Raw genomic sequence first — 21,618 nt, forward strand, 5'->3', positions numbered from 1 at the left:
TGACACTTGCGGGAGCGGCGGTCAGGCGTCCTGGCGCTTGACCAGATACCGCCCGGCCCACCAGGCGATCTCCACCAGCACGATCCCCACCCCGGCACAGGCGAAGGCCGACAGCGTGTACGCGCTCACGCTCGGGTCCAGCGCGAAGAACTTCTGCGTGAACGGGATCAGGAACAGCGCGAGGGTCAGCACGACCATCCCGCCGATCAGCAGGATCTTCCACCACCGGTACGGCCGCGCGACGATCCCGAGCACCCACAGCGCGATCGTGATCAGCGTGATCAGCGCCGTCGTCCCCGCCTGGATCTTGTCCAGTTCGGACTGACCGGATCCCTTGTACACCAGCAGATAGCTCACGAAGGTCGCGGTGGCGATGACCAGCCCGGCCGGCACGGCCATCCGCATCACCCGGCCGACGAAACCGGTGCGGGCGCGTTCGTTGTTCGGCGCCAGCGAGAGCACGAAGGCGGGCAGGCCGATCGTGAACCACGCCGTGATCGTGATGTGCCTCGGCAGGAACGGGAACGGCACCTGCGCGATGCCGACCATCAGCGCCAGCAGTACCGAGTAGACCGTCTTGGTGAGGAACAGGTTCGAGACGCGCTCGATGTTGCCGATCACCCGCCGCCCCTCGGCGACGACATGCGGCAGGGTGGCGAACTTGTCGTCCAGCAGCACGATCTGCGCGACCGCGCGGGTGGCCGGGCTGCCGGCGCCCATCGCGACGCCGATGTCCGCGTCCTTCAGCGCGAGGACGTCGTTCACGCCGTCACCGGTCATCGCGACGGTGTGCCCCTTCGACTGCAGCGCGCCGACCATCGCACGTTTCTGCAGCGGCGTCACGCGGCCGAAGACGGCGCGATCCTCCACGGTGTCGGCCAGCTTTTCGGCGTCATCCGGCAGCTTTCGCGCGTCGACGGGCTTGTCCGCACCCGGCAGGCCCAGGGTGCCCGCGACGGCGCCCACCGAGATGGCGTTGTCGCCGGAGATGACCTTGACCGCGACGTTCTGGTGCGCGAAGAAGTCCAAAGTGTCCTTCGCGTCGGGGCGGACCTTCTGTTCCAGCACCACGAGCGCGACCGGTTCGATGTCGCCGAGGCCCTCGGCCGCGTCGACGGCCCGTTCGGCACGGCCCAGCAGCAGGACACGCAGGCCGCGCGAGCCGATCTTCTCGGCTTCCGCCCGGTGCTCGCCCTCGGGCAGCAGGACGTCGGCCGCGCCGAGCACCCAGTCGCCGTCACCGCCGAACGACGCACCGCTCCACTTGCGCGCCGAGGAGAACGGCATCGTCGTGGAAACGCGCCAGCCCGGATCGGTCCGGTACGCCTCGGCGATCGCCTGCAGGCTCGCGTTCGGGCGAGGATCCGCGGCGGCGAGCGCGGCCAGCGCGTCGTCCACCGGATGGCCCGGGGTGATCTCGCGGACCTCGGAAAGCCGCATCGCGTTCTCGGTCAGCGTGCCGGTCTTGTCCGCGCACACCACGTCGACCCGGGCGAGACCTTCGATGGCCGGGAGTTCCTGCACCAGGCACTGGCGCTTGCCCAGCCGGATGACGCCGACCGCCAGCGCGACACTGGTCATCAGCACCAGGCCCTCGGGCACCATCGGCACGAGCGCCGCGACCATGCCGCGCAGCGCGTCCGGCCACGCCTGGTCGCCCGCGAGCTGGTTGTAGATGGTCAGCGCGCCCGCCGGGATCAGCAGGTACGTGATGAACTTGAGGATCTTGTCGATGCCTTGGCGCAGCTCCGACTTCACCAGGGTGAACTTGCTGGCCTCCGCGGCCAGTTTCGCCGCGTAGGACTCGTCGCCGATTATGTCCGCGCGGTAGGTGCCGGTGCCCGCGACGACGAAGCTGCCGGAGAGCACCTTGTCACCGGGCTGCTTGACCACCGGATCGGATTCACCGGTCAGCAGCGACTCGTCGACCTCCAGCGCGTCGGCCGTCAGCGCCGGGCCGTCGACGACGATCTTGTCGCCGGGCCCCAGTTCGACCAGGTCCCCGAGTACGACGTCTTCCGGGGCGATCTCGGCGCTCTGGCCGTCACGGCGGACGGTCGGCTTCGCCTGTCCGACGATCGCGAGCCGTTCCAGGGTCCGTTTCGCCCGGAGCTCCTGGATGATGCCGACCGCGCTGTTGACGATGATCAGTCCGCCGAACAGCCCGTCGATGAAATACCCCGTCGACAGGATGAGCACGAAGAGCACACCGTAGATCGCGTTGATCCGGGTGAAGACGTTCGCACGGATGATCTCGCCGGTGGTCCGGCTGGTCTTCGTCGAGACCGTGTTGGTCTGGCCCGCGGCCACCCGCTGGGCGACCTCTTCGCTGGTGAGCCCCCTCGAGGCGTCGGTCAGCAGGGCCGGCTGATCTATTGCCATGCCCGCGACTCTATTCCGCCCGGCCCACTCCCGCGTCAGCCTCGGGGACCATGTCGTCCCTTACTTCAGCATCTTTCGTGTTCGGGGTTGGTACCGCCGTCGGTCGTGTCGACGCGCCACGACCCGCTCTCCAGCCGCAGCGGCAGGACCAGCCGCCACCGGATGCATCCCTCGGGCAGGTACACCGGCGCGTCTTCGACGTCCTGCGTACTGGTGAAGGCGACGAGCACCCGGAGCGTGGTCGGCGCGCCCGGCTCGATGCGATAGACGAGGATGCTGCCATCCTTAGTGGACTGGAAGTCCTTCTTCCACTCCGCCGGGGTCTTGCTCTTGGCCCGGTCACGGCTGACCACCGAAGTCCACTTCGGATAGTCACGCTCGTTGATGGAATCGAAATACCCCTGCAGCACCTGGCGGACGCTCTGGTACTGCGGATGCGCGAAGACGTCGGGGGTCACTTCGACGACGGGCGAACCCGGCTGTTGCTCCGGGGCGACCGACGTCGGCGACTCGCTGACGACCGGCTGGGTGGGCTCGGCCTCCGGGCGTTTGTAGAGATCGCGTGCCAGCAACCCGACGCCGACGGTCAAGGAGATCACGACCACGAGGACGGGGATCAGCCACCGCTGGCGAGAGAGGGGGCGAGGCTGGGCGGTCACCCTGAAAGGTTAGCCGCCCGCCTCTTCCGTCTTCACCGGCGTCTACCCGACTTGATGCAGCCAGGTGACCGGCGCACCGTCACCGGCGTGCCGGTACGGTTCGAGCGCTTCGTCCCAATTGGCGGCGAGGAGCTCGTCCAGTTTGTGCGCCAGCGATTCGCCGGAGCGGACCTTGCTCACCAAGGCGCGCAACTGGTCCTCGCCCACGACGATGTCGCCGTTGGCACTGGTCCTGCCGTGCCACAGGCCGAGGCCCGGTGCGAAACAGAACCTCTCCCCGTCGACCCCCGCACTGGGCTCTTCGGTGACTTCGAACCGGATCATCGGCCACGCCTTGAGCGCGGACGCCAGCTTTCCGCCGGTGCCCGAAGGCGCACGCCAACCACATTCGGCGCGGAGCTGTCCTGGACTGGCGGGCTGCGCCGTCCACTTCAACTCGACTCGGGCACCCAGGGTGCCCGAAATGGCCCACTCGACGTGCGGACACACCGCAGACGGCGACGAGTGGACGTACACCACGCCACGGGTGTTGCCACGGGTGCTCACTGCTGACCTCCGCTACTCGACGAGGGGCGTCTTCCCCTACGACCTCGCGAGCTGCGCTGGTCAGGTGGCTCGTGCCGCCTCCCGGTACGCGTGAGCACATTGTGCACCCCAACTGTGCTGTTTGGCCACATGAACACCACAAGTCGCACCTGATTGGGACGCGGGACTCCTGCGAAGGCCCCCTTCTTTCGGCTGAGCCGAAGAAAAGATCCCTTCACGCGGGTTAACCCGGGGACGGCAATTGTGCCCCCATGCCGTGAAGGCCTCCTTCCCTACTTTGAAGGTAGGGAAGGAGGCCTTCACGGACTTGGCTCAGCCCTGGGCGCCGAGGGACTTCGCCGCGGCGAAGGTGTCCACGAGACCCGTGCCCTTGTCGAAGCTCGACGTGTACGGCCCGGCCGCGACGTACGGCGAACCATCGGCGAACTTGTACGCGGTGCCCTTGATCGCGGCCTCGATTTCACCGGGGCTCGCGTTCGGCGCGACCTGGAACAGCTGCGCGACGATCCCGGTGATCTGCGGCGCCGCCATCGAGGTCCCGCTGATCACGTTGTAGGTGGCGAGATCCAGGAGCCCCGGGCCGTTCTTGGGCTGCAGGCCCTGCGTGCAGATCGGCTGCGTCGGCCGGCACGACGAGAGGATGTTCTCCCCCGGCGCGGAAACATCGGGCCAGCTCGCCTGGCTGCTCTTGAGACCACGCGAGGAGAAGTCGGAGACCGTGCCGTCACGGGTTTCGGTCCCCTGGTCGTTGAACGACGCCACCGAAAGCACACCCGGCGTCTGGTCCTGCCCCGGCGGGTTGGAGAGGTTCGCCGAACCGTCGCCACCGTCGTTCCCGTTCGCCCACACCGTGACGACGCCTTCCGCGGCGAGCGCGCGCTGCAGCTTCACCGTCGCCGAGTTCGGATCGAAGGCGCCGCCGCCGCTGGGACCGTAGGAGTTGTTGGTCACCTTGATCGGCGGGCACACCGACGCCGCGACGCCCGCCCCGCACGGAGCCTTGTGGTTCTCCAGCACCCAGTTCAGCGCGGCGTCCGTGCCCAGGACGAGCAGCGCGGCCCCCGTCGAGACCGAGACGATCTTCGAGCCCGGCGCCGAGCCGCCGACCTTGGTGCCGTCGGTCAGCGTCAGCCGGTTGCCCGCGGCGATGCCGGTGACGTGCGTGCCGTGGCCGCCCAGGGAAAGGGTGTCGGTGTCGACGGAGGTCGGGACGTCGACGATGCAGTTCGTCGCCGTGCCGTCGAGGCAGAGACTCTTGAGGCTGCGCACCACCCGCGTCTTGCCGTCGGCGCCCTTGAACGCCGGATGCGTCGGGTCGACCCCGGTGTCGATGATCGCGACGGAGACGCCCTTGCCGTCCACGGGAGCGCCACCGGCGTCCTTGAGCTGTGTCTGCGTCTGCAGGCTCCGCGTCGCCGTGGTCCCGGCGCTGCCGTGCGCCTTGAGCTTCTCGTTGCCTTCGACGTAGGTGACCCCGGCGGCCTTGCGCACCGCGCGCACCTGGTCGGCGGTGCCCCGGACGGCGACGACGCCGATCTTCGAAAACGAGGTGATCTTCGTGAGCCCGGCCGAGCGGGCGGCGCGTTCGGCGGTGGTGACGTCGTCGGCGTGCACGAGCGCGGTCACCCCCGCGGTACCGGTGACGGCCGAGAGCAGGCGGGCTAGTCCGGGGGCGACGGGTGCCGACGGTCCGGCGGCCTGCGCGGGGACCATCCCCGCGGCCGGGACGGCGAGCAGGGCGACGACGAGCGCGGCGCGTCGACGCCAGGGTCGGGATACGGCCATTGCGTTTCTCCTGGTGACAGGGGGGCAAGGAACTGTCACCTACCAACGAGTACCACCCGGACGGGTGACGGTGCTCACGTGCATTACAACTTTTCGGAGCAACATCACGGCGCCTACCTGGGACGTGTCTCCGCATTAGTCCGGATGGAGGCGCTAGTTTGTGCAGCGAGACCGACGAGATGGGGAGGGGTTCGGTGCGACTCGTTCGCCTCGCTCAGCAGCCGTCCCGGGTGGCCGAGGACGTCCGCGCCGCGCTGGCTTCACTCGGCCGGGGCAGCAACGTCGTCGGCGGGGTCGCCCTGATCGGCGCCAGCCCGGTCGAGGGACGGCCCGTCGAAGCCGTCGTGGTCATGCCGAAGGGTGTCCTCATCGTCATCGGTGTCGACCTGCCGGACCCGGCACTGAAACTCGAAGCCCCGCTCGGCGGACCGTGGAAGGCCGACGGCTGGCCGCTGGTCCACGGCGACACCTCGATCAACCCGGCCACCGACGCGCTCTCGCTGTCCGCCGCGTGCACGCACAAGATCGCGGACGTCGCCCCCGCCGCCGGGCCGATCGGCACGATCATCGCCGTCGGCCCCTACGTGGAGACGGTCGACCAGCCTGCCGCGGATCTCGCCGGTTCGGTCCGTGTCCTCTATCCGACGGCGACGACGATGCTCGCCGCGACGGTCTCGCTGGCCACCGCGCCCCGTCCCCGCTCGGTGCAGCAGGCACGGGACCTGATCGCCGCGCTCGCCCCGGACGCGCCGCCGATGCCCGAGGAGATGCTGCTCGGGGAGGGGTTCAGCGCCTACTCCGACGACGAGCCCACGGTGATCCGCGAGAACCCGCTCGTGGCGATCGCGCCGACGGTTCCGGTCCAGCATCCGGGGAAGGGGAAGAGACCTGCGAAACCGGCCGTGCCGCCCGTTCCTCCCGCCAAACCCGTACCGCCGGTCAAGGCCGCTCCTCCCGTTCAGCAGGCCACACCCGCGAAGCCCGTTCCCCCAATTCGGCAGACCCCGCCGCCGGCGGCCGCCGCTCCCGCACCCGCCGAGTCCGCCCCGAAGTCTCCGCGGCAGTCCAAGACCGTGAAATGGCTCCCGGTCGCCGCGATCGGTCTGCTCATCGTGTTGCTGGTGGCGGCCATCAGCGTGGCTTCCGGTGGCGACGACACCGCGTCCACCCAGACTCCCCCGCCGACCCCGGCGACCAGTCCCCCGCCGCCGAGCAGCAGCGCGGTGGAGAACATCCAGTTCACCTCGCGGGCGTCGGCCGCGGACCAGAAATGCGCGTCCCACGCGTACGGCGACGTCCAGTCGAGTCTTCAGCAGACGAGTTGCTCGACGGTGAAAAGGGCCAGCTTCGCCAGTTCCATCGACGGCCGGGCCGCGGCGGTGACGATCGCCGTCGTGGAATTCCCGAACACGGAGCAGGCGAACGCGTTCAAGGCCATCGCCGACAACCCGGGCGGCGGCGGCATCCTCGATCTCGCCACCGAGACCAACCAGTGGCAGGGCGAAGTGCCGGTGTTCGAAGGCGCCGCCTACCAGAGCAGCCTGGACGGGAAATCGGTCCGGTTGATCCAGGTGGTGTGGCTGCCGGGACCGTCCACTCCGGACGATCCCGGCCTCGTGCGCGGCGCGAAGGCCGCGCTCGAACTGCCTGTCAACGGCTAGAGGCCGTACGCCTCCAGCAGGCGCAACCACACTTCACTGATCGTGGGGAACGACGGGACCGCGTGCCACAGCCTCGGCAGCGGGACCTCCCCGACGATCGCGATCGTCGCCGAATGCAGGAGTTCGGCGACGTCCTGCCCGACGAAGGTCGCGCCGACCAGGACGTCGCGTTCGGTGTCGACGACGAGGCGCGCCTTGCCCGCGTAACCGTCCGCGTGCAGTGACGAACCCGCCACCGCGATGTCGATGTCGACGACGCGATGCGGTTTGCCCTCCTCGGGTCCGGCGAGCCCGACCGAAGCGACCTCCGGGTCGGTGAAGACGACCTGCGGGATGGCGTGGTGATCGGCCGTGGCGCTGTGCGCGCTCCACGCGGCGGAGTCGACCGGTTTGCCCGCCGCCTGCGCGGCCACCGAGTCGCCCGCGGCCCTGGCCGCGTACTTGCCCTGATGGGTCAGCGGCGCCCGGCCGGTGACGTCCCCGACGGCGAACAGCCAGTCACCGTCCACAGCGGACACACGGCCGTTGTCGTCGGTCGTGAGCGGCGCGCCCGCTTCGAGCCCGAGCGTCTCCACGCCGAGCCCGTCGGTCGCCGGGCGGCGGCCGGTGGCGACGAGCAGCTCGTCGACGACCAACCGATCGCCGCCCTTCAACGCCAGTTCCTTACCACCGTCCACAGCGGACACGGAGTCGAGACCGGAGCCGGTGTGCACGGTGACGCCGGCTTCGCGGAGCCCCGCGATCACGGCGTCGCCCGCGAATTCCGGCAGCCGCGGCAAGGGACGCGCCCCCGAGATGATCAAGTGGACTTCGGCGCCGAGTGTGGCGAAGGCCTGCGCCATTTCGACTCCGACGACACCGCCGCCCAGTACGCCGAGGCGGCGCGGGACCGCTTCGGCCGAAGTCGCCTCACGCGAACCCCACGGCGAAATCGTGTCCAGCCCGGGGATCGACGGCGTCCGCGGGACGCTGCCCGTGGCGACGATCACGGCGTGCCGCGCGGTCAGCTCGTCACCCCCGTCGACCGTGACCTTCCGCTCACCGGTGATCCGGCCGTGCCCGCGGATCGGGACGATCCCGACGCCTTCGGCCCACTTGACCTGTCCGGTGTCGTCTCCCTTGCCGGTGAACCAGTCCCGTCGCGCGAACACCGCCGCCGGGTCGACCGCGTCGCCAACCGGGACACCGGGGACGCGTTTGGCGGCGGCGAGGAGGTTCCCCGGCCGCAGCAGCGCCTTGCTCGGAATGCAGGCCCAGTAAGAACATTCGCCGCCGAAGCGTTCGTGTTCGACGAGCGCGACCTGAAGGCCGCCTCGTGCCGCCCGTTCGGCGGCGACCTCGCCGACCGGGCCGCCTCCGATCACGATCACGTCAAAAGTCTGTGCTGACATGCATTCAGCGCACACCACCGCGCAGCTTCGCGCAACCTGCCGCTATCCTCGTGTCGCTGCGTGAGTCATCAGCCGCGGGTTCAGGTTTCACCGTGCCGGTTACGCAGTAGAACGATCGAGCGCGGGAGGTTTTTCATGGCCAGGAACACTGCTGTGCATTTGCTGGATGATCTGACCGGCGAGGCGGCCGAGGAAACGGTCGCTTTCGGTTTGGACGGAATCGCTTACGACATCGACCTTTCGGCCGACAACGCCACCGCACTCCGGGAAATCCTGCGTGCCTATGTGGAGAACGGCCGCCGGATCGGCGGACGCAAACTGCGGCCGCGGGTCGTGCAGCGCCCCAAGGGCGCGCGGGTGTCGAAGTCGACCCCGAAGACCGCGGCCACCGCGGCGAAGGCCGAGGCGAAGACGGCCGCGAAGCCGGGCCGCAAGCCCGCCGCCAAGGGTGTCGCCGGCCGCAAGCCCACCGCCGCCAAGAAGGCCGCCGCCCCCAAGCCGGAGGCGAAGACTCCCGCCAAGACCACGGCGAAAGCCACCGCGGCCAAGGCGAAGACGACTCGCGGCGCGGCGGCGAAGACCACGGCGGCCAAGGCTCCGGCCGGCCGCGCGAAGGCAGCCGCCGCGGCGAAGACTCCGGCCAAGACGGCAGCGAAGACAACCGCCAAGACGACGGCCACGAAGGCCGCTCCGAAGGCCGCCGCCGCGAAGACGGCCGCCGCCAAGGCGGCACCGAAGGCCGCGGCCAAGGCTCCGGCGAAGAAGGCCGCCGAGCCGAAGAAGACCACGCGCGCCGCCCGCAAGGTGCCCGCCGTCACTTTCTCGGCCACCGAAAAGTAATTCATCGAAAAGGCCCTTTCGCGATATTCGCGAAAGGGCCTTTTTCGTTTTCAGTTCATTTACGCTGAGCGCCCTCGGCATGCCATTCCGGGTAGTGGTACCGCGTGTGCTGGAGCGAGCGGTGCCACTCCAGCTCCTCGTCCGAGGGCTTCCGGGTGGCGAGTTCACCCAGTTGCGCGGCCGCCGCCACGCGGACGGCGGCCGTGACGTCGGCAACACCTTTACGCAGGCCATGTTCGGCGAGCGACGCGACCCGGCTCCGGTGGGAGTCGAGCGGACGGGGATCCGCGGGTGCCGAAGTGAGGTACCGGCCGACCCGTTCGGCGGCGGTCGAAACGAGCAGGGTGGAGTGCGCGAGCAAGCCCGTTCTCGTCCGGAAGACGGCGAAACCGCACAGCTTCGCGTCACCGACGAACAGACCTCGATCACCGAGCCGCGACGGCAGCCCGAGTTCGGCCACCGTCGCGGTCATCAGTTCCCCGAGTGCTTCGAGCGGTCTGTGCGACGGCCCCGGCAGGACCAACGTGACGTTGAGGTTGCCGGGATCGTGGAACACGGTGCCGCCACCGCTGGCCCGGCGCAGCACCGGGACGCCGTCGCTCGCGCAGACGTCGGCCTTGACCTCGCGTTCGATCTTCTGCCCCCGCCCCACGACCACACAGTCGGTGTTGCGCCAGATCCACAGGACCGGCGCCTCCGGTGCGGCGCGCAGGAGGGCTTCGTCGAACGCGAGGTTGTCGGCCGGGTCGTCGAACGAGGCGACGACTTCCGAAGGACCGATCACAGTGCTTTGAGTTCCTCCACGATCTCGCCCACCGACGATTTGGCGTCGCCGAAGAGCATGCTGGTCTTCGCATCGTAGAAGAGCTCGTTGTCGATGCCGGCGAAGCCCGAGCTCATCCCGCGTTTGAGCACGATCACCGACCGGCTGTGGTTCACCTTGAGGATCGGCATCCCGTAGATGGGCGAGCCCGGATCGGTCTCCGCGGCCGGGTTCGTGACGTCGTTCGCGCCGATCACCAGCGCGACGTCGGTCTGGGCGAACTCGGAGTTGATCTCGTCCATTTCCTTGAGCTGCTCGTACGGGACGTCGGCCTCGGCGAGGAGCACGTTCATGTGCCCCGGCATCCGGCCCGCCACCGGATGGATGGCGTACGCGACCGTGATCCCCTTGGCCTCCAGCAACTTCGCCATCTCGCGGACGACGTGCTGAGCCTGCGCGACGGCCATGCCGTATCCGGGCACGACCACGACCTTGTTGGCGTACGCCATCTGGATCGCGGTGTCGGACGCGCTGGTGCTGCGGACCGGCCGGACCTCGCCGGAGCCACCGCTCGCGACCGCCGTGCCGCCGCCGAACCCGCCGGCGACGATGGCCGGGATCGACCGGTTCATCGCCTTCGCCATCAGGTTCGTCAGGATGGAACCCGAGGCGCCGACGATCATGCCCGCCACGATCAGCGCGGTGTTGTCGAGCGCGAGCCCCATGGCCGCCGCCGACAAACCGGTGAGCGCGTTGAGCAACGAGATGACGACCGGCATGTCCGCGCCGCCGATCGGCAGCACGACCACCACACCGAGGACGCCCGCCGCGACCAGCAGGCCGATCATCAGCAGTTCGGCGTCGCCGCCGCTCGCGATGACGACCGCGAGCACGATCGCGGCGATCAGCACCAGCGCGTTCACCGGCTGCTGCAGTTTGCCCAGGGTGATCGGGCGGCCGGAGATGAGCTCCTGCAGTTTCCCGAACGCGATGTTCGAACCCCAGAAGGACACCGACCCGACGATCGCGGCGAACAACGACGCGATCGCGACGTACGCCGGCTCGTGCGCGTAGCCCTCGGTGGTGCGGAACTCGACCCACGCGATGAGCGCGACCGCCCCGCCGCCGACGCCGTTGAACAGCGCCACCATCTGCGGCATCGCGGTCATCTTCACCTTGCGCGCGGACGGGACGCCGACGACGACACCGATCGCCACGCCGAGCGCGATGAGCAGCCAGTTGCTCATGCCCGGGGTCAGCAGCGTCGCGATCACCGCGATGCCCATGCCGACGGCGGCGATCCAGTTGCCGCGTACCGCGGTGCGCGGACCGGTCAGGCCCATGAGGCCGTAGATGAACAGTGCGAAGGAAATGATGTAGAGGACGGCGATGAAGGTCGTCACTTGTCACCACCGTCTTCCGGCTTCTTCGCTTTGAACATCGAAAGCATCCGGTCGGTGACGAGGAAGCCGCCGACCACGTTGATCGTGCCGAAGGCGATCGCGATCACCAGCAGGACCTTGTTCAGCACGCCGTCCACCCCGAGGCCGAGCACGATCAGCCCGCCGAGCAGGACGATGCCGTGGATGGCGTTGGTCCCCGACATGAGTGGGGTGTGCAGCGTGTTGGGCACCTTGGAAATGACCGTGAAGCCCACGAATCCGGCGAGTACGAGGATCGCCAAACTGCCGACGAGCATCACTCGCCTCCTTCTTCTTTTCCGGCGACACAGGCCCCGGCGACGATCTCGTCGGAGAAGTCGAGCGCGAGCTTGCCTTCTTTGTCGACGAGCAGTTCCAGCAACTCGGTGACGTTGCGCGCGTAGAGCTCGCTGGAATGCGCGGGCATCTCCGCGGCGAGGTTGAGCGGCGAGCAGATGGTGACGTCGTGCTCGACGACCTCCTCACCCGGTTTCGTCAGCTCGCAGTTGCCGCCGGATTCGCCCGCGAGGTCGACCACGACTCCACCGGCGGGCATCCCCTTCACCGCGTCGGCGGTGACGAGGACCGGCGCCTTGCGGCCGGGGACGAGCGCGGTGGTGATCACGACGTCGAATTTCGTGATCGCCTCGGTGAGCCTGCGTTGCTGCTCGGCCTTCTCCTCGTCGGTCAGCTCGCGGGCGTACCCGCCTTCGCCGACCGCCTCGATGCCGAGGTCGAGGAATTTCGCGCCGAGCGACTTCACCTGCTCGCCGACCTCGGGCCGGACGTCGTACCCGGTGGTCTGCGCGCCGAGCCGTTTCGCCGTCGCCAAGGCCTGCAACCCCGCGACACCGGCGCCGAGAACGAGCACCTTGGCCGGGGGCACCGTTCCGGCGGCGGTGGTGAGCATCGGGAAGAAGCGGGTGAGCTTCTCCGCGGCGAGGAGGACGGCGCGATAGCCCGCGACACTGCTCTGCGACGACAACGCGTCCATCGCCTGCGCGCGGGAGATCCGCGGGATCGCCTCGACGGCGAAGGCGCGGACGCCCGCCGCTTCGAGCGCGGCAATCCCCTCGGGATCACCCCTCGGATTCAGGAAGCCGATGAGGATGGTGCCCTGTTTGAGCTTCGCGACTTCGGCCGCGCTCGGAGGCGCCACCTTCACCACGATGTCGGCATCCCACGGATCGCCGATCACCGCGCCCGCCTGCTCGAAGGTCTCGTCGGCGAGCAGCGCGCCGGCGCCCGCGCCGGGCTCGACCACCACCCGCAGTCCGCGTCCTGAAACGCGCTCGATGAGTTTCGGTACCAGCGCGATGCGGCGTTCACCTTGTCCGGTTTCCCGGACCACGCCGACCGTGAGCTGCTCGTTCTCTGCCGCCACAGGCGACCTCCTCGCTGGAGAGGACCACACGAACCCGCACTTCTTACCACGCCCGGCCGACAACTTTCCTGGCTGAACGTATCCGGACGGCATCTTTCCGTGACATCGCTCATCACGATCGATCCAGCCATCGATCCAGGTGCGCGACGTCATATGCGCGCTATGGCAACGATTTCCGCATCACGGAACGCTGCGCCAGTTCGGCACGCCCAGGAAGATCAGCCGCAGCCGCCGTTCGGCCGTGCGGACGATCTCGTCGTCACGCGAAGGTGTTTCGAGCAGCTCCAGCACCGTCGTGAGCATGGTCGTCACGATCAGGTCGGCGAGCAGGTGCAGATCTTCGGTGCTCCAGTCGCGGAGGAAATCGAAACGCGCGAGGTCGACGGCGAGTTCGCTGACGAAGAGCTTGAGTTCGAAGCCGATCGCCTGCCGGACCGGGCCGGTGCCGCCGTAGCGCTCCCTGGTCAGGAAGTGGAAATGGTCCTCGTGCGCCCGTACGTGCTCACGCAGGATGCGCACCGACGAGCGGATCATGTCGTTGTACGCCGACGGCCTCGTGCGCGCGGAGCGGATCATCGTGCGCAAGGTGCGCATCGACTCCTCGACCAGCGCCACGCCGAGTTCGTCCATCGACGCGAAATGGCGGTAGAACGCCGTCGGCACGATGCCGGCCTGTTTCGCGACCTCCCGCAGGCTGAGCCCGGAAAACCCGCGTTCCGCCACCAGGTCCAGGGCGGCGTCCAGTAGCGCCTGCCGTGTGCGCTGCTTGCGCTCCTGGCGGGAAACGGGCTCGGTTGTCACGACGGACAGCCTAATCGCCTCCGCGCTATCACCCACGTCACATCGCCGTCCTCTCGCGTTGACAAGCGGGATCTTCACCACTTCACTATTCAGTGTACAAGCGTTCACTGAATTTGGGAGAAGTGATGACGGCACTGGTACCGCGCAGGGCCAGGCAGCTGGCCTCGCTGGCCGAGGCCCTGCTCACGCCCCACGGCATGGACCGCTACCTCGAACTCGTCGACCCGATGCTGGTCCGCCGCGAGATCCGCGGCCAGGTCACCGGTGTCCGGCGGCAGACACCCGACACGGTCACGCTGACCATCCGGCCGAGCCGGGCCTGGCGCGGCCACCTCGCGGGCCAGTACGTGCGGGTGACCGTCGAGATCGACGGCGTCCGCCGCACCCGCTGCTACTCACCCGCCGGTTCGGAGCACGACGGCACACTGGAACTGACCATCAAGGCCGACCCCCAGGGCCTGGTCTCGCGGCACCTGAACCGCACGGTCACCGTCGGTTCGGTGCTCGGACTGTCCACTGCGGACGGTGAATTCACCCTGCCTTCGCCGAGGCCGCGGCGGATCCTGCTGCTGAGCGGCGGAAGCGGGATCACGCCCGTCCTGTCGATGCTGCGCACACTGGCCGACGAGAAGTACGAGGGCGATCTCGTCTTCCTGCACTACTCCAACGGCGCCGAAGACGCCCTCTACCGCACCGAACTCGCCGACCTCGCCCGTCGCCTTCCCGGCCTGCGGGTGGTACACGCGTTCACTCACGCCAAGACCGGCGGCGACCTGCGCGGCTTCTTCTCGAAGGAGCACCTCGCGGAGGCCGCCCCGTGGTACCCCGACGCCGAAACCTTCCTGTGCGGCCCGAAGCCGCTGATGGACTCGGTGCGCGAGGTCTTCGAGGCCGACGGCCTGGGTGCACATCTGCACACCGAGGAGTTCACCCCGCCCGCGCTCACCTTCGACACCGAGAACGCCGAAGGTCAGGTGCGCTTCGCGCGCAGCGGTCGCGAGTTCGCCAACTCCGGGAAACCGTTGCTGGAGCAGGCGGAAGAAGCCGGACTGAGCCCGGAACACGGCTGCCGCATGGGCATCTGCTTCTCGTGCACGCAGATCAAGACCTCCGGTTGCGTGCGCAACGCCAAGACCGGCGAGACCTCCAGCGAAGAGAACGAAGAGATCCAACTCTGCATCTCCGTCCCGGTCGGGGACGTCGAGATCAACGCTTAGAAAGGAGCGGGCCATGACCGGCTTGCAGGACAAACTGACCCCTCAGCAGGTCGAGGACTTCGGCCGCGAACTGGACGAGATCCGGCAGCGGATCGTCGCCGACCTCGGCCAGGTGGACGTCGACTACATCCACAACGTCATCAAGACCCAGCGCGCGCTCGAGGTCGCCGGCCGCGGGCTGCTGTTCGCCGGCTTCTTCCCGCCCGCCTGGGTCGCCGGCGTCGCCGCGCTTTCGGTGGCGAAGATCCTCGACAACATGGAGATCGGCCACAACGTCATGCACGGCCAGTACGACTGGACGCGCGACCCGGCGCTGAGCTCCCAGAAGTTCGAGTGGGACACCGTCGCGCCTTCGGAGAACTGGCGCCATTCCCACAACTACATCCACCACACCTACACCAACATCCTCGACAAGGACCGCGACATCGGTTACGGCATCCTGCGGATGGACCCGGCGCAGAAGTGGAACCCGTACTACCTGGGCAACCCGGTGTACGCGACGCTGCTCGCGCTGTTCTTCCAGTGGGGCGTCATGCTGCACGACCTCGAGGTCGACCGGGTCGCCAAGGGCGAACGCACCTGGGCCGAGAACAAGCCGGTGCTGCGGAAGATCGTGCGCAAGGCGGGACGTCAGGTCGGCAAGGACTACGTGCTCTTCCCGCTGCTGACCGGTCCGCTCGCGCCGCTGACCTTCCTCGGCAACGCCACCGCGAACCTGACACGCAACCTGTGGGCGTTCTCGATCATCTTCTGCGGGCACTTCCCCGCCGACGTCGAGAGTTTCACCGAGGAGGAGACCGAGAACGAGTCGCGCGGCCAGTGGTACCTGCGGCAGATCCTCGGCTCGGCGAACATCACCGGCGGCAAGCTGTTCCACGTCATGACCGGGAACCTCTCGCACCAGATCGAGCACCACCTGTTCCCGGACATCCCGGCGCGCCGCTACCCCGAGATCGCGGGCGAGGTACGGGCGATCTGCGAGAAGTACGGCCTGCCGTACAACACCGGCCCCCTGCACAAGCAGCTGTTCTCGGTGGCCAAGAAGATCGTGAAATTGGCCCTTCCGTGGAACGGTGAACCCCGCACCCCGGCTACCGTGGAGAGCGACAAGACCCTCCGAGCGGCTTAAGGTGTCTGACATGGTCGGTCAGTTCGAAAGCACCAAGGACGTGGTCCAAGAGGTCACCGAGTCCGCGGCCACCCACATCGGCAACATCGCGACGATCATCACCGGCGCGATCCGAGACATCGCCCGCGAGACCGGCGACTGGCTGACGGACGTCATCGAGATGCGTGAGGCGTCCCAGCGGGCGCAGGCGGACGAGAGCCGCGATTCGGGTTAGCACCAAGGGTGCCCTGTACGTGAAGCGACCAGGGTGCCGGAGCAGGGCGGGTCCGGTTGGTCGTGAGTGGCGTTTCGGGTTAGAACACGAAACGCCACTCACGACCAGCTGTACCGAAGACTAGGGAAACCTGGATGGCCACGTGGCAGATGACCACGGCAAGCTGAAGCCGTGATCACCCGCCCCGCCCCGCTTGGACGCGTCCTCGGCGCACAGCTGAGCCGCGCGTACTGGGGCGAGCTGGCCTGGGTGATCATCGGCGCGCCGCTGACCCTGGCGTTCGTGGTGCTCGTGGTCCTCGGGCTGATCCTCGGGGCGGGTCTGAGCCTGCTGACCATCGGGGTTCCGGTGCTCATCGGCGTCCTGGCGGGCGCGAGGCTGATCGGCATCGCCCACATCGGCCTGGCGCGCGCCCTGCTCGGGACGACGGTCACTCCGCCCACCCGGCCCGAACTGAGGCCGGGCCTCTGGAACGCCGTCAAAGGCAGGCTCGGGGATCCGCTCGGCTGGCGGTCGATCGCCTATCTGGTGATCCGGCTGCCGCTGTCGTTGATCGAGTTCTTCCTGGTCGCGACCCTGTTCGTGTACGCCGTGAGCACGCTGAGCTATCCGCTGTTCTGGTTCACCCTGCACGGTGACGCGATGCCGACGTTCGACCTGCGCGTCGACACGTGGCCCCTCACCCTGCCACTCGCCGCCACCGGGCTGGCCGTCCTGCTGGCGATGCCGTGGGTGGTCCGCGGTCTCACCGAATTCGACCGGCTGCTGGTGCGCGGCGTCCTCGGCGCCGAAGACCTTTCGAAGCGGGTGCGCGACCTCGAACGCAGCCGCGCGACCGCGGTCGACGACGCGACGCGGCGGCTGCGCCGGATCGAACGCGACCTGCACGACGGCGCGCAAGCGCAACTGGTCGCGCTGGCGATGAAGCTCGGCATCGCGAAGGACGAGCTCGCGGGCGACGGCGACATCGAGCAGGTCACCGCCCTGGTCACCGCCGCGCACGCCAACGCGAAACAGGCACTCGTCGAACTTCGCGACCTCGCCCGCGGCATCCATCCCGCCGCGCTCGACGCCGGCCTCGACGTCGCGCTGTCCACTTTGGCCGCGGGCTCGGGCATCGACGCGCGGATCACCGTGGACCTGCCGAGCAGGCCGTCCCCGTCGATCGAGACGATCGCCTACTTCACCGTCGCGGAACTGCTGACGAATGCCGCCAAACACACTTCCTCCGCGATCGAGGTCGACGTGGGTATCGTCGGCGAAGACCTGCGGCTCGTGGTGCGCGACGGCGGCGAAGGCGGGGCCCGGCCGGTACGCGGCGGAGGGCTCGCCGGAATCGCCGAGCGGCTCGCGACGGTGGACGGCGGGCTCGACATCGACAGCCCTCCTGGAGGGCCTACGGTGATCAGCGCGGAAATACCATTACGGAAATAGGGGGCGGCGTGCGCGTCGTGATCGCGGAGGATTCGGCCATCCTCCGGGCGGGGCTCGTCGAACTGCTGAACCTTCGGGGGCACGAGGTCGTCGCGGCCGTCGCCGACGGCGACAGCCTGTGCGCGGCGGTACGCGAACATCGGCCGGACGTGTCCATTGTGGATATCCGGATGCCGCCGACGCACACGGACGAGGGACTGCGCGCGTCCATCGCGTTGCGCGCGGAACTGCCGGGGTGCGCGATCCTGCTGTTCTCGCAGTACGTCGAGACGCAGTACGCGACGGAACTCCTCGCCGACCGCGCGGGCGGCGTCGGCTATCTGCTGAAGGACCGCGTCGCGGAGGTGTCGGACTTCCTGGACGCGCTTCGCCGGGTGGCCGAGGGCGAGACGGTGCTCGACCCGGAAGTGGTCAGCCAGCTGTTCTCCGCCACCCGGAAGACGGACGCGCTCGCGGGGCTGACGCCGCGGGAGCGTGAGGTGCTCGGTTTGATGGCCGAGGGCCGGTCGAATTCGGCCATCGCGGCGGCGTTGTTCCTTTCGGCGGGCTCGGTGGAGAAGTACGTGTCGAGCATCTTCGGGAAGCTGGCGCTGCCTCAGTCCGAAGGGGACAACCGGCGGGTCCTCGCCGTGCTGCGGTACCTGGAGTCCTAGGACGGCTCCACCGGAACCCCGTCCAGCTCAGGCAGGCACAGCTGCACCCAGGCGACATCCCGCCAAGCCCCGTGTTTGTACCCGATCCGCCGGTATGTCCCCACCGGCTCGAAGCCCAGCGCGCGGTGCAGTCCGGCGCTCGCGTCGTTGGGCAGCACCATCCCCGCGCAGAAGTTCCGGAAACCGCGCGACGTCAGTTCGTCCAGCAGCGCCTGATAGAGCGCGCGCCCGCCGCCGGTCCTCCGGCGGCCGAGCTCCAGATAGATACTGACCTCGCAAGACCAGCGATACGACGGCCGGCCGCTGAAGGGGCCTCCGTAGGCGTAGCCGACGACGCGGCCTTCGTCGTCTTCGAGCACCAGCCAGGCGTGTGATCGCTGCGCCTTGGCGATACGTTCGGCCATCTCGTCCGGCTTGGGCGGCTCGGTTTCGAACGAGATCACCGTGTCGGTGACATACGGCGCGTAGATCTCCGCGCACGCCGTCGCGTCGGCTTCCGTCGCTTCCCTGATCATGGCGACCATAGTAACCGAGGCTGCCACTATAGTGAGCAGCATGTCGGATCCCTTGTCCGCGTCGCTCGCCGCGACGCTCCAGGCCGCGAGGCTCGCTCAGAACCTTTCGGCCAACGCCCTCGCCGAATCCTCGGGCGTGTCCAGGGCGATGATCGGCAAGATCGAGCGGGGCGAGGCGCAGCCGACGGCGGTCCTGCTCGGCAAGCTTTCCGCCGCGCTCGGCATGACGTTGTCCGAGCTGATCGCGCGCGCCGAACACGGCGACCGGCGGCTGGTGCGCGCCGCCGATCAGCCGACCTGGACCGACCCCGACACCGGATACGTGCGCCGCGCGATCTCGCCTTCACTCGGCGGGCCGCTGGAACTGGTGGAGGTCGTGCTGCCCGCGGGCGCCGAGGTCGCCTTCCCCGCTCACACCTACGTACTGACCCATCACCAGATCTGGGTGCTCGACGGGCATCTGCGGTTCCGTGAGGGCGACGTCGAGCACGAACTCGACGCGGGCGATTGCCTGCAGCTCGGCACTCCGCAGCCCTGCGCCTACGTCAACCCGACCGGGGAACCGGTCCGATATCTGGTCGCGCTCGCCCGGCGGCACGCCTGATACTCGGACAATGCAGTCCCGGGCCCTCGCATACGTCGCGGCGAAAGCACGCGGCGGGCACGAGGCCGGCTTGCCGGTGACACTGCACTTCCACCCCGACAGATCCACAGTGGACGGACGCCCGCTGCTCGAAGCGATGGCCGAAGACGGGTTCTACCGCAACCAGTTCGAAACGGGGACCAGCAACGGCGGGCTCACCGCGCGTCCCGGCGGAGACCGCTGGCACTGGGAAAGCCGGATGTTCGGCGGCGCCTACGACGACGCGCCCGCGGCCGAACGGCCGAAGTACGGCGCGTTGAACTTCCGCCGCCGCCCGGCCGGTGGCGCGCCGAGATTCGGCTCCGCCCATTTCCGCATGGCCGCGCACACCCTCCGCAGGACGACGTTCTGCTATCCCGACAGCGTGCTGAATCCGGCGGATTTCGGCTGCGGCACCAGGGTTTCCGCACTGATAGAGCTGGCGGCCCGTGACGACGCCGACCTTCTCGACGACTACATCGAGGCGCACGTCCACGGTCCCGTCGACCTCGCGAAGGACGTCGAGGCCCTGGTTCTCGACCCGAGCCACCGCGGCACAGACGTCGAGAAGGCCGCTTCACGCCTCGGCTGTCCGGTCGAATGGCATCCGGGTTTCCGCCTGTCCACCGAAGAACTCCAACGGCACCCGGCTTACCGCGGCGCCGAATTCGTCGAGCTCGGCCTGGCGCTGGCCGAAGACGGTCACCTCGACCCGCGCGTCCTCGGCGAAGCCCGGCACCTCGACCCGCAAGCCCTCAAACGCGTCTGGCACTACGTCGCGCGCTTCGGGGCACTACCGTGAAGAGCATGTACTCCACGGAGATCGAGGTACGCACCGGCAGCGTGGCCGTGGTGCACGACCTGACCAAGGACGCCGAGGCCTTCCTGCGCGACGCGGACGCCGAGGACGGGATCCTGCACGTCTTCGTCCCGCACGCGACGTCCGGGCTGGCGATCCTCGAGACCGGCGCCGGCAGCGACGAAGACCTGCTCACGGCGCTCGACGAGCTGCTCCCCCGCGACGGCCGCTGGCGGCACCAGCACGGCAGTCCCGGTCACGGCCGTGACCACGTCCTGCCCGCGCTGCTGCCGCCGTTCGCGACGATCCCCGTGATCGGCGGGGTGATGACGCTGGGCACCTGGCAGTCGGTCTGCCTAGTGGACACCAACCTCGACAACCCGGTCCGGCGCGTCCGCTTCAGCCTGCTGGAGGGCTGACCGGCCCGGCCACAGCGCGAGCACCAGTCCCACCGCGAGCAGTCCGGAGAGCACCCACACCCCGGTCGCGACGTCCGGCGCGCCGGGAACGCCCTGCAACAGGCTCCGGAGCCCTTCCGCCGAGAACCGGAACGGCGTCCAGGACCACAGCACGGCGCGGTACGCGGGGTTCAGCAGCTCCGGCACCTGACCCGCGACGGCGGGCGCGACCAGGTACAGCGGGCCGAGGATCGCCATCGCCCGCACGCCCAGCAGCCTCAGCAGCCCGGTCTGCAGGGCGGCGAATCCGGTGGCGGCCAGGAAAAGGAAGCCGAGGACGTCCCAGCCGAGCGGGAGCGCGGAGTCCCACAGTTTCAGGAACCCGGCCAGCACGGCGGTGACCAGCACACCCGCCGAAACGATCTGGGTGAGGCGCGCGACGGCTCCCGCGTCCCGGCCGATCCGCCGTCCGGCCAGGACCAGCACGGCGCCCGCGATCAGGCAGCCGACCCACGCCAGCGCGCTCAGCGCGAGCGGGGCGACCCGGCCCGCCGCGCTCGCCGGATGCAGTGTTTCGATCTTCGGCGTCCCGCCGAGCGCCTGCGCGGCGCCGGTCAGCGCCTGCTGCGCGATCTGCGTCCCGGACGGGTTCACCGCCCCGGAGAGCACGACCGTCGACGGAAGTTCGAGAACGCCGTAGACCTCCTTGTCCTCCAGCAGTTTCCGGCCTTCCCCGGGGGTGGTCACCCGCCACGAGACCTGACCTCCGCCATGTGAGGCGATCCCGTTCGCGGCCACTTGAAGCGGCCCCGGAGGCGCTGCCACGGCGAGAGGGAGACCGTCGGGCGCGACGGTGGCCTGCGCGCCGAAGGTGAGAAAGCCGAGTACGGCGGCGACCAGCGCACCGGCCACAGCGGCTAGCAAGGCGAAGGCCCCGGCGGGGCGACGGTTCGACATGACCGTCCTCCATTTATTCGTCACTTGTTGAATTAGCTGCCAAGGTA

22 protein-coding genes are annotated in these 21,618 nt (G+C 68.8%); 10 read left to right on the top strand and 12 right to left on the bottom strand.

Annotated features, from left to right (window positions below; genetic code table 11):
* Nucleotides 1-21: 21 nt before the first annotated feature.
* The 4 genes from AB8M46_RS00175 to AB8M46_RS00190 form a co-directional block, all read right to left on the bottom strand.
* Nucleotides 22-2,382: a cation-translocating P-type ATPase gene (locus AB8M46_RS00175; RefSeq protein WP_394359198.1), complete on the bottom strand. Its 2,361-nt coding sequence runs from the start codon at nucleotides 2,380-2,382 to the stop codon at nucleotides 22-24.
* Nucleotides 2,383-2,447: 65 nt separating this feature from the next.
* On the bottom strand, nucleotides 2,448-3,041 hold the full coding sequence (locus AB8M46_RS00180) for a hypothetical protein (RefSeq protein WP_037342397.1): 594 nt from the start codon (nucleotides 3,039-3,041) through the stop codon (nucleotides 2,448-2,450).
* 42 nt (nucleotides 3,042-3,083) lie between these two features.
* Complete coding sequence (locus AB8M46_RS00185; protein ID WP_016336127.1) at nucleotides 3,084-3,587, bottom strand: DUF3145 domain-containing protein; 504 nt, start codon at nucleotides 3,585-3,587, stop codon at nucleotides 3,084-3,086.
* 312 nt (nucleotides 3,588-3,899) lie between these two features.
* Nucleotides 3,900-5,372, bottom strand: coding sequence for a S8 family peptidase (locus AB8M46_RS00190; RefSeq protein WP_394359199.1), 1,473 nt, complete (start codon nucleotides 5,370-5,372; stop codon nucleotides 3,900-3,902).
* Between the two features lie 179 nt (nucleotides 5,373-5,551).
* Here AB8M46_RS00190 and AB8M46_RS00195 point away from each other — a divergent pair, with 179 nt between their 5' ends.
* Nucleotides 5,552-7,033, top strand: a complete 1,482-nt coding sequence (locus AB8M46_RS00195) for a hypothetical protein (protein WP_394360824.1) — start codon at nucleotides 5,552-5,554, stop codon at nucleotides 7,031-7,033.
* Here AB8M46_RS00195 and AB8M46_RS00200 read toward each other — a convergent pair.
* Nucleotides 7,030-8,403, bottom strand: coding sequence for an NAD(P)/FAD-dependent oxidoreductase (locus tag AB8M46_RS00200; RefSeq protein WP_360129974.1), 1,374 nt, complete (start codon nucleotides 8,401-8,403; stop codon nucleotides 7,030-7,032). The two genes, AB8M46_RS00195 and AB8M46_RS00200, sit on opposite strands and share 4 nt — an antisense overlap.
* 156 nt (nucleotides 8,404-8,559) lie before the next feature.
* Here AB8M46_RS00200 and AB8M46_RS00205 point away from each other — a divergent pair, with 156 nt between their 5' ends.
* Entirely contained in the window at nucleotides 8,560-9,264 is a 705-nt protein-coding gene (locus tag AB8M46_RS00205; protein ID WP_394359200.1) for a histone-like nucleoid-structuring protein Lsr2, read from the top strand.
* 55 nt (nucleotides 9,265-9,319) lie between these two features.
* On the opposite strand, the gene AB8M46_RS00210 is transcribed toward AB8M46_RS00205, so the two are convergent.
* From AB8M46_RS00210 to AB8M46_RS00230, 5 genes are all read right to left on the bottom strand, one after another.
* Nucleotides 9,320-10,048: a lipoate--protein ligase family protein gene (locus AB8M46_RS00210; protein WP_037342393.1), complete on the bottom strand. Its 729-nt coding sequence runs from the start codon at nucleotides 10,046-10,048 to the stop codon at nucleotides 9,320-9,322.
* Complete coding sequence (locus tag AB8M46_RS00215) at nucleotides 10,045-11,430, bottom strand: NAD(P)(+) transhydrogenase (Re/Si-specific) subunit beta (RefSeq protein WP_073849013.1); 1,386 nt, start codon at nucleotides 11,428-11,430, stop codon at nucleotides 10,045-10,047. Before AB8M46_RS00215 ends, AB8M46_RS00210 begins: the two co-directional genes overlap by 4 nt.
* Nucleotides 11,427-11,726 carry an NAD(P) transhydrogenase subunit alpha gene (locus tag AB8M46_RS00220; protein ID WP_016336134.1) on the bottom strand — a complete coding sequence of 100 codons (300 nt, stop codon included), beginning with the start codon at nucleotides 11,724-11,726 and terminating at the stop codon, nucleotides 11,427-11,429. The genes AB8M46_RS00215 and AB8M46_RS00220 overlap by 4 nt, the downstream gene beginning before the upstream one ends.
* Complete coding sequence (locus AB8M46_RS00225) at nucleotides 11,726-12,832, bottom strand: Re/Si-specific NAD(P)(+) transhydrogenase subunit alpha (RefSeq protein ID WP_394359201.1); 1,107 nt, start codon at nucleotides 12,830-12,832, stop codon at nucleotides 11,726-11,728. Before AB8M46_RS00225 ends, AB8M46_RS00220 begins: the two co-directional genes overlap by 1 nt.
* Before the next feature lie 180 nt (nucleotides 12,833-13,012).
* Nucleotides 13,013-13,633, bottom strand: a complete 621-nt coding sequence (locus AB8M46_RS00230; protein ID WP_378371937.1) for a TetR family transcriptional regulator — start codon at nucleotides 13,631-13,633, stop codon at nucleotides 13,013-13,015.
* Nucleotides 13,634-13,758: 125 nt separating this feature from the next.
* Here AB8M46_RS00230 and AB8M46_RS00235 point away from each other — a divergent pair, with 125 nt between their 5' ends.
* The 5 genes from AB8M46_RS00235 (at nucleotide 13,759) to AB8M46_RS00255 (ending at nucleotide 18,280) form a co-directional block, all read left to right on the top strand.
* On the top strand, nucleotides 13,759-14,850 hold the full coding sequence (locus tag AB8M46_RS00235) for a ferredoxin reductase (protein ID WP_394359202.1): 1,092 nt from the start codon (nucleotides 13,759-13,761) through the stop codon (nucleotides 14,848-14,850).
* A gap of 13 nt (nucleotides 14,851-14,863) precedes the next feature.
* Nucleotides 14,864-15,979, top strand: a complete 1,116-nt coding sequence (locus tag AB8M46_RS00240; protein WP_037342389.1) for an acyl-CoA desaturase — start codon at nucleotides 14,864-14,866, stop codon at nucleotides 15,977-15,979.
* A gap of 10 nt (nucleotides 15,980-15,989) precedes the next feature.
* A complete protein-coding gene (locus AB8M46_RS00245) occupies nucleotides 15,990-16,193 on the top strand; it encodes a hypothetical protein (RefSeq protein ID WP_378428772.1) in 204 nt (67 codons plus the stop codon).
* A gap of 171 nt (nucleotides 16,194-16,364) precedes the next feature.
* Nucleotides 16,365-17,627 (top strand): sensor histidine kinase, encoded by a 1,263-nt coding sequence (locus tag AB8M46_RS00250; protein ID WP_394359203.1) that lies wholly within the window; start codon nucleotides 16,365-16,367, stop codon nucleotides 17,625-17,627.
* 8 nt (nucleotides 17,628-17,635) lie between these two features.
* Nucleotides 17,636-18,280 (top strand): response regulator, encoded by a 645-nt coding sequence (locus AB8M46_RS00255; protein WP_394359204.1) that lies wholly within the window; start codon nucleotides 17,636-17,638, stop codon nucleotides 18,278-18,280.
* Here the strand turns inward: AB8M46_RS00255 and AB8M46_RS00260 are convergent.
* Nucleotides 18,277-18,804, bottom strand: a complete 528-nt coding sequence (locus AB8M46_RS00260; protein WP_394359205.1) for a GNAT family N-acetyltransferase — start codon at nucleotides 18,802-18,804, stop codon at nucleotides 18,277-18,279. The two genes, AB8M46_RS00255 and AB8M46_RS00260, sit on opposite strands and share 4 nt — an antisense overlap.
* A gap of 31 nt (nucleotides 18,805-18,835) precedes the next feature.
* On the opposite strand from AB8M46_RS00260, the gene AB8M46_RS00265 reads away from it, so the two are divergent.
* From AB8M46_RS00265 to AB8M46_RS00275, 3 genes are read left to right on the top strand one after another with little or no spacing between them, the layout of a single operon-like run.
* The gene (locus AB8M46_RS00265) at nucleotides 18,836-19,399 is read left to right on the top strand and encodes a helix-turn-helix domain-containing protein (protein ID WP_394359206.1); all 564 of its coding nucleotides are present in this window, start codon (nucleotides 18,836-18,838) and stop codon (nucleotides 19,397-19,399) included.
* 10 nt (nucleotides 19,400-19,409) lie between these two features.
* Nucleotides 19,410-20,219: a DUF3626 domain-containing protein gene (locus tag AB8M46_RS00270; protein ID WP_394359207.1), complete on the top strand. Its 810-nt coding sequence runs from the start codon at nucleotides 19,410-19,412 to the stop codon at nucleotides 20,217-20,219.
* A 5-nt stretch (nucleotides 20,220-20,224) separates the two neighbouring features.
* On the top strand, nucleotides 20,225-20,635 hold the full coding sequence (locus tag AB8M46_RS00275) for a secondary thiamine-phosphate synthase enzyme YjbQ (protein WP_037342383.1): 411 nt from the start codon (nucleotides 20,225-20,227) through the stop codon (nucleotides 20,633-20,635).
* Here AB8M46_RS00275 and AB8M46_RS00280 read toward each other — a convergent pair.
* Entirely contained in the window at nucleotides 20,573-21,571 is a 999-nt protein-coding gene (locus AB8M46_RS00280; RefSeq protein ID WP_394359208.1) for an ABC transporter permease, read from the bottom strand. The two genes, AB8M46_RS00275 and AB8M46_RS00280, sit on opposite strands and share 63 nt — an antisense overlap.
* Between the last annotated feature and the right edge of the window lie 47 nt (nucleotides 21,572-21,618).

The sequence above is a fragment of the Amycolatopsis sp. SB7-3 genome, from assembly GCF_041021335.1.
Lineage (GTDB): Bacteria > Actinomycetota > Actinomycetes > Mycobacteriales > Pseudonocardiaceae > Amycolatopsis > Amycolatopsis japonica.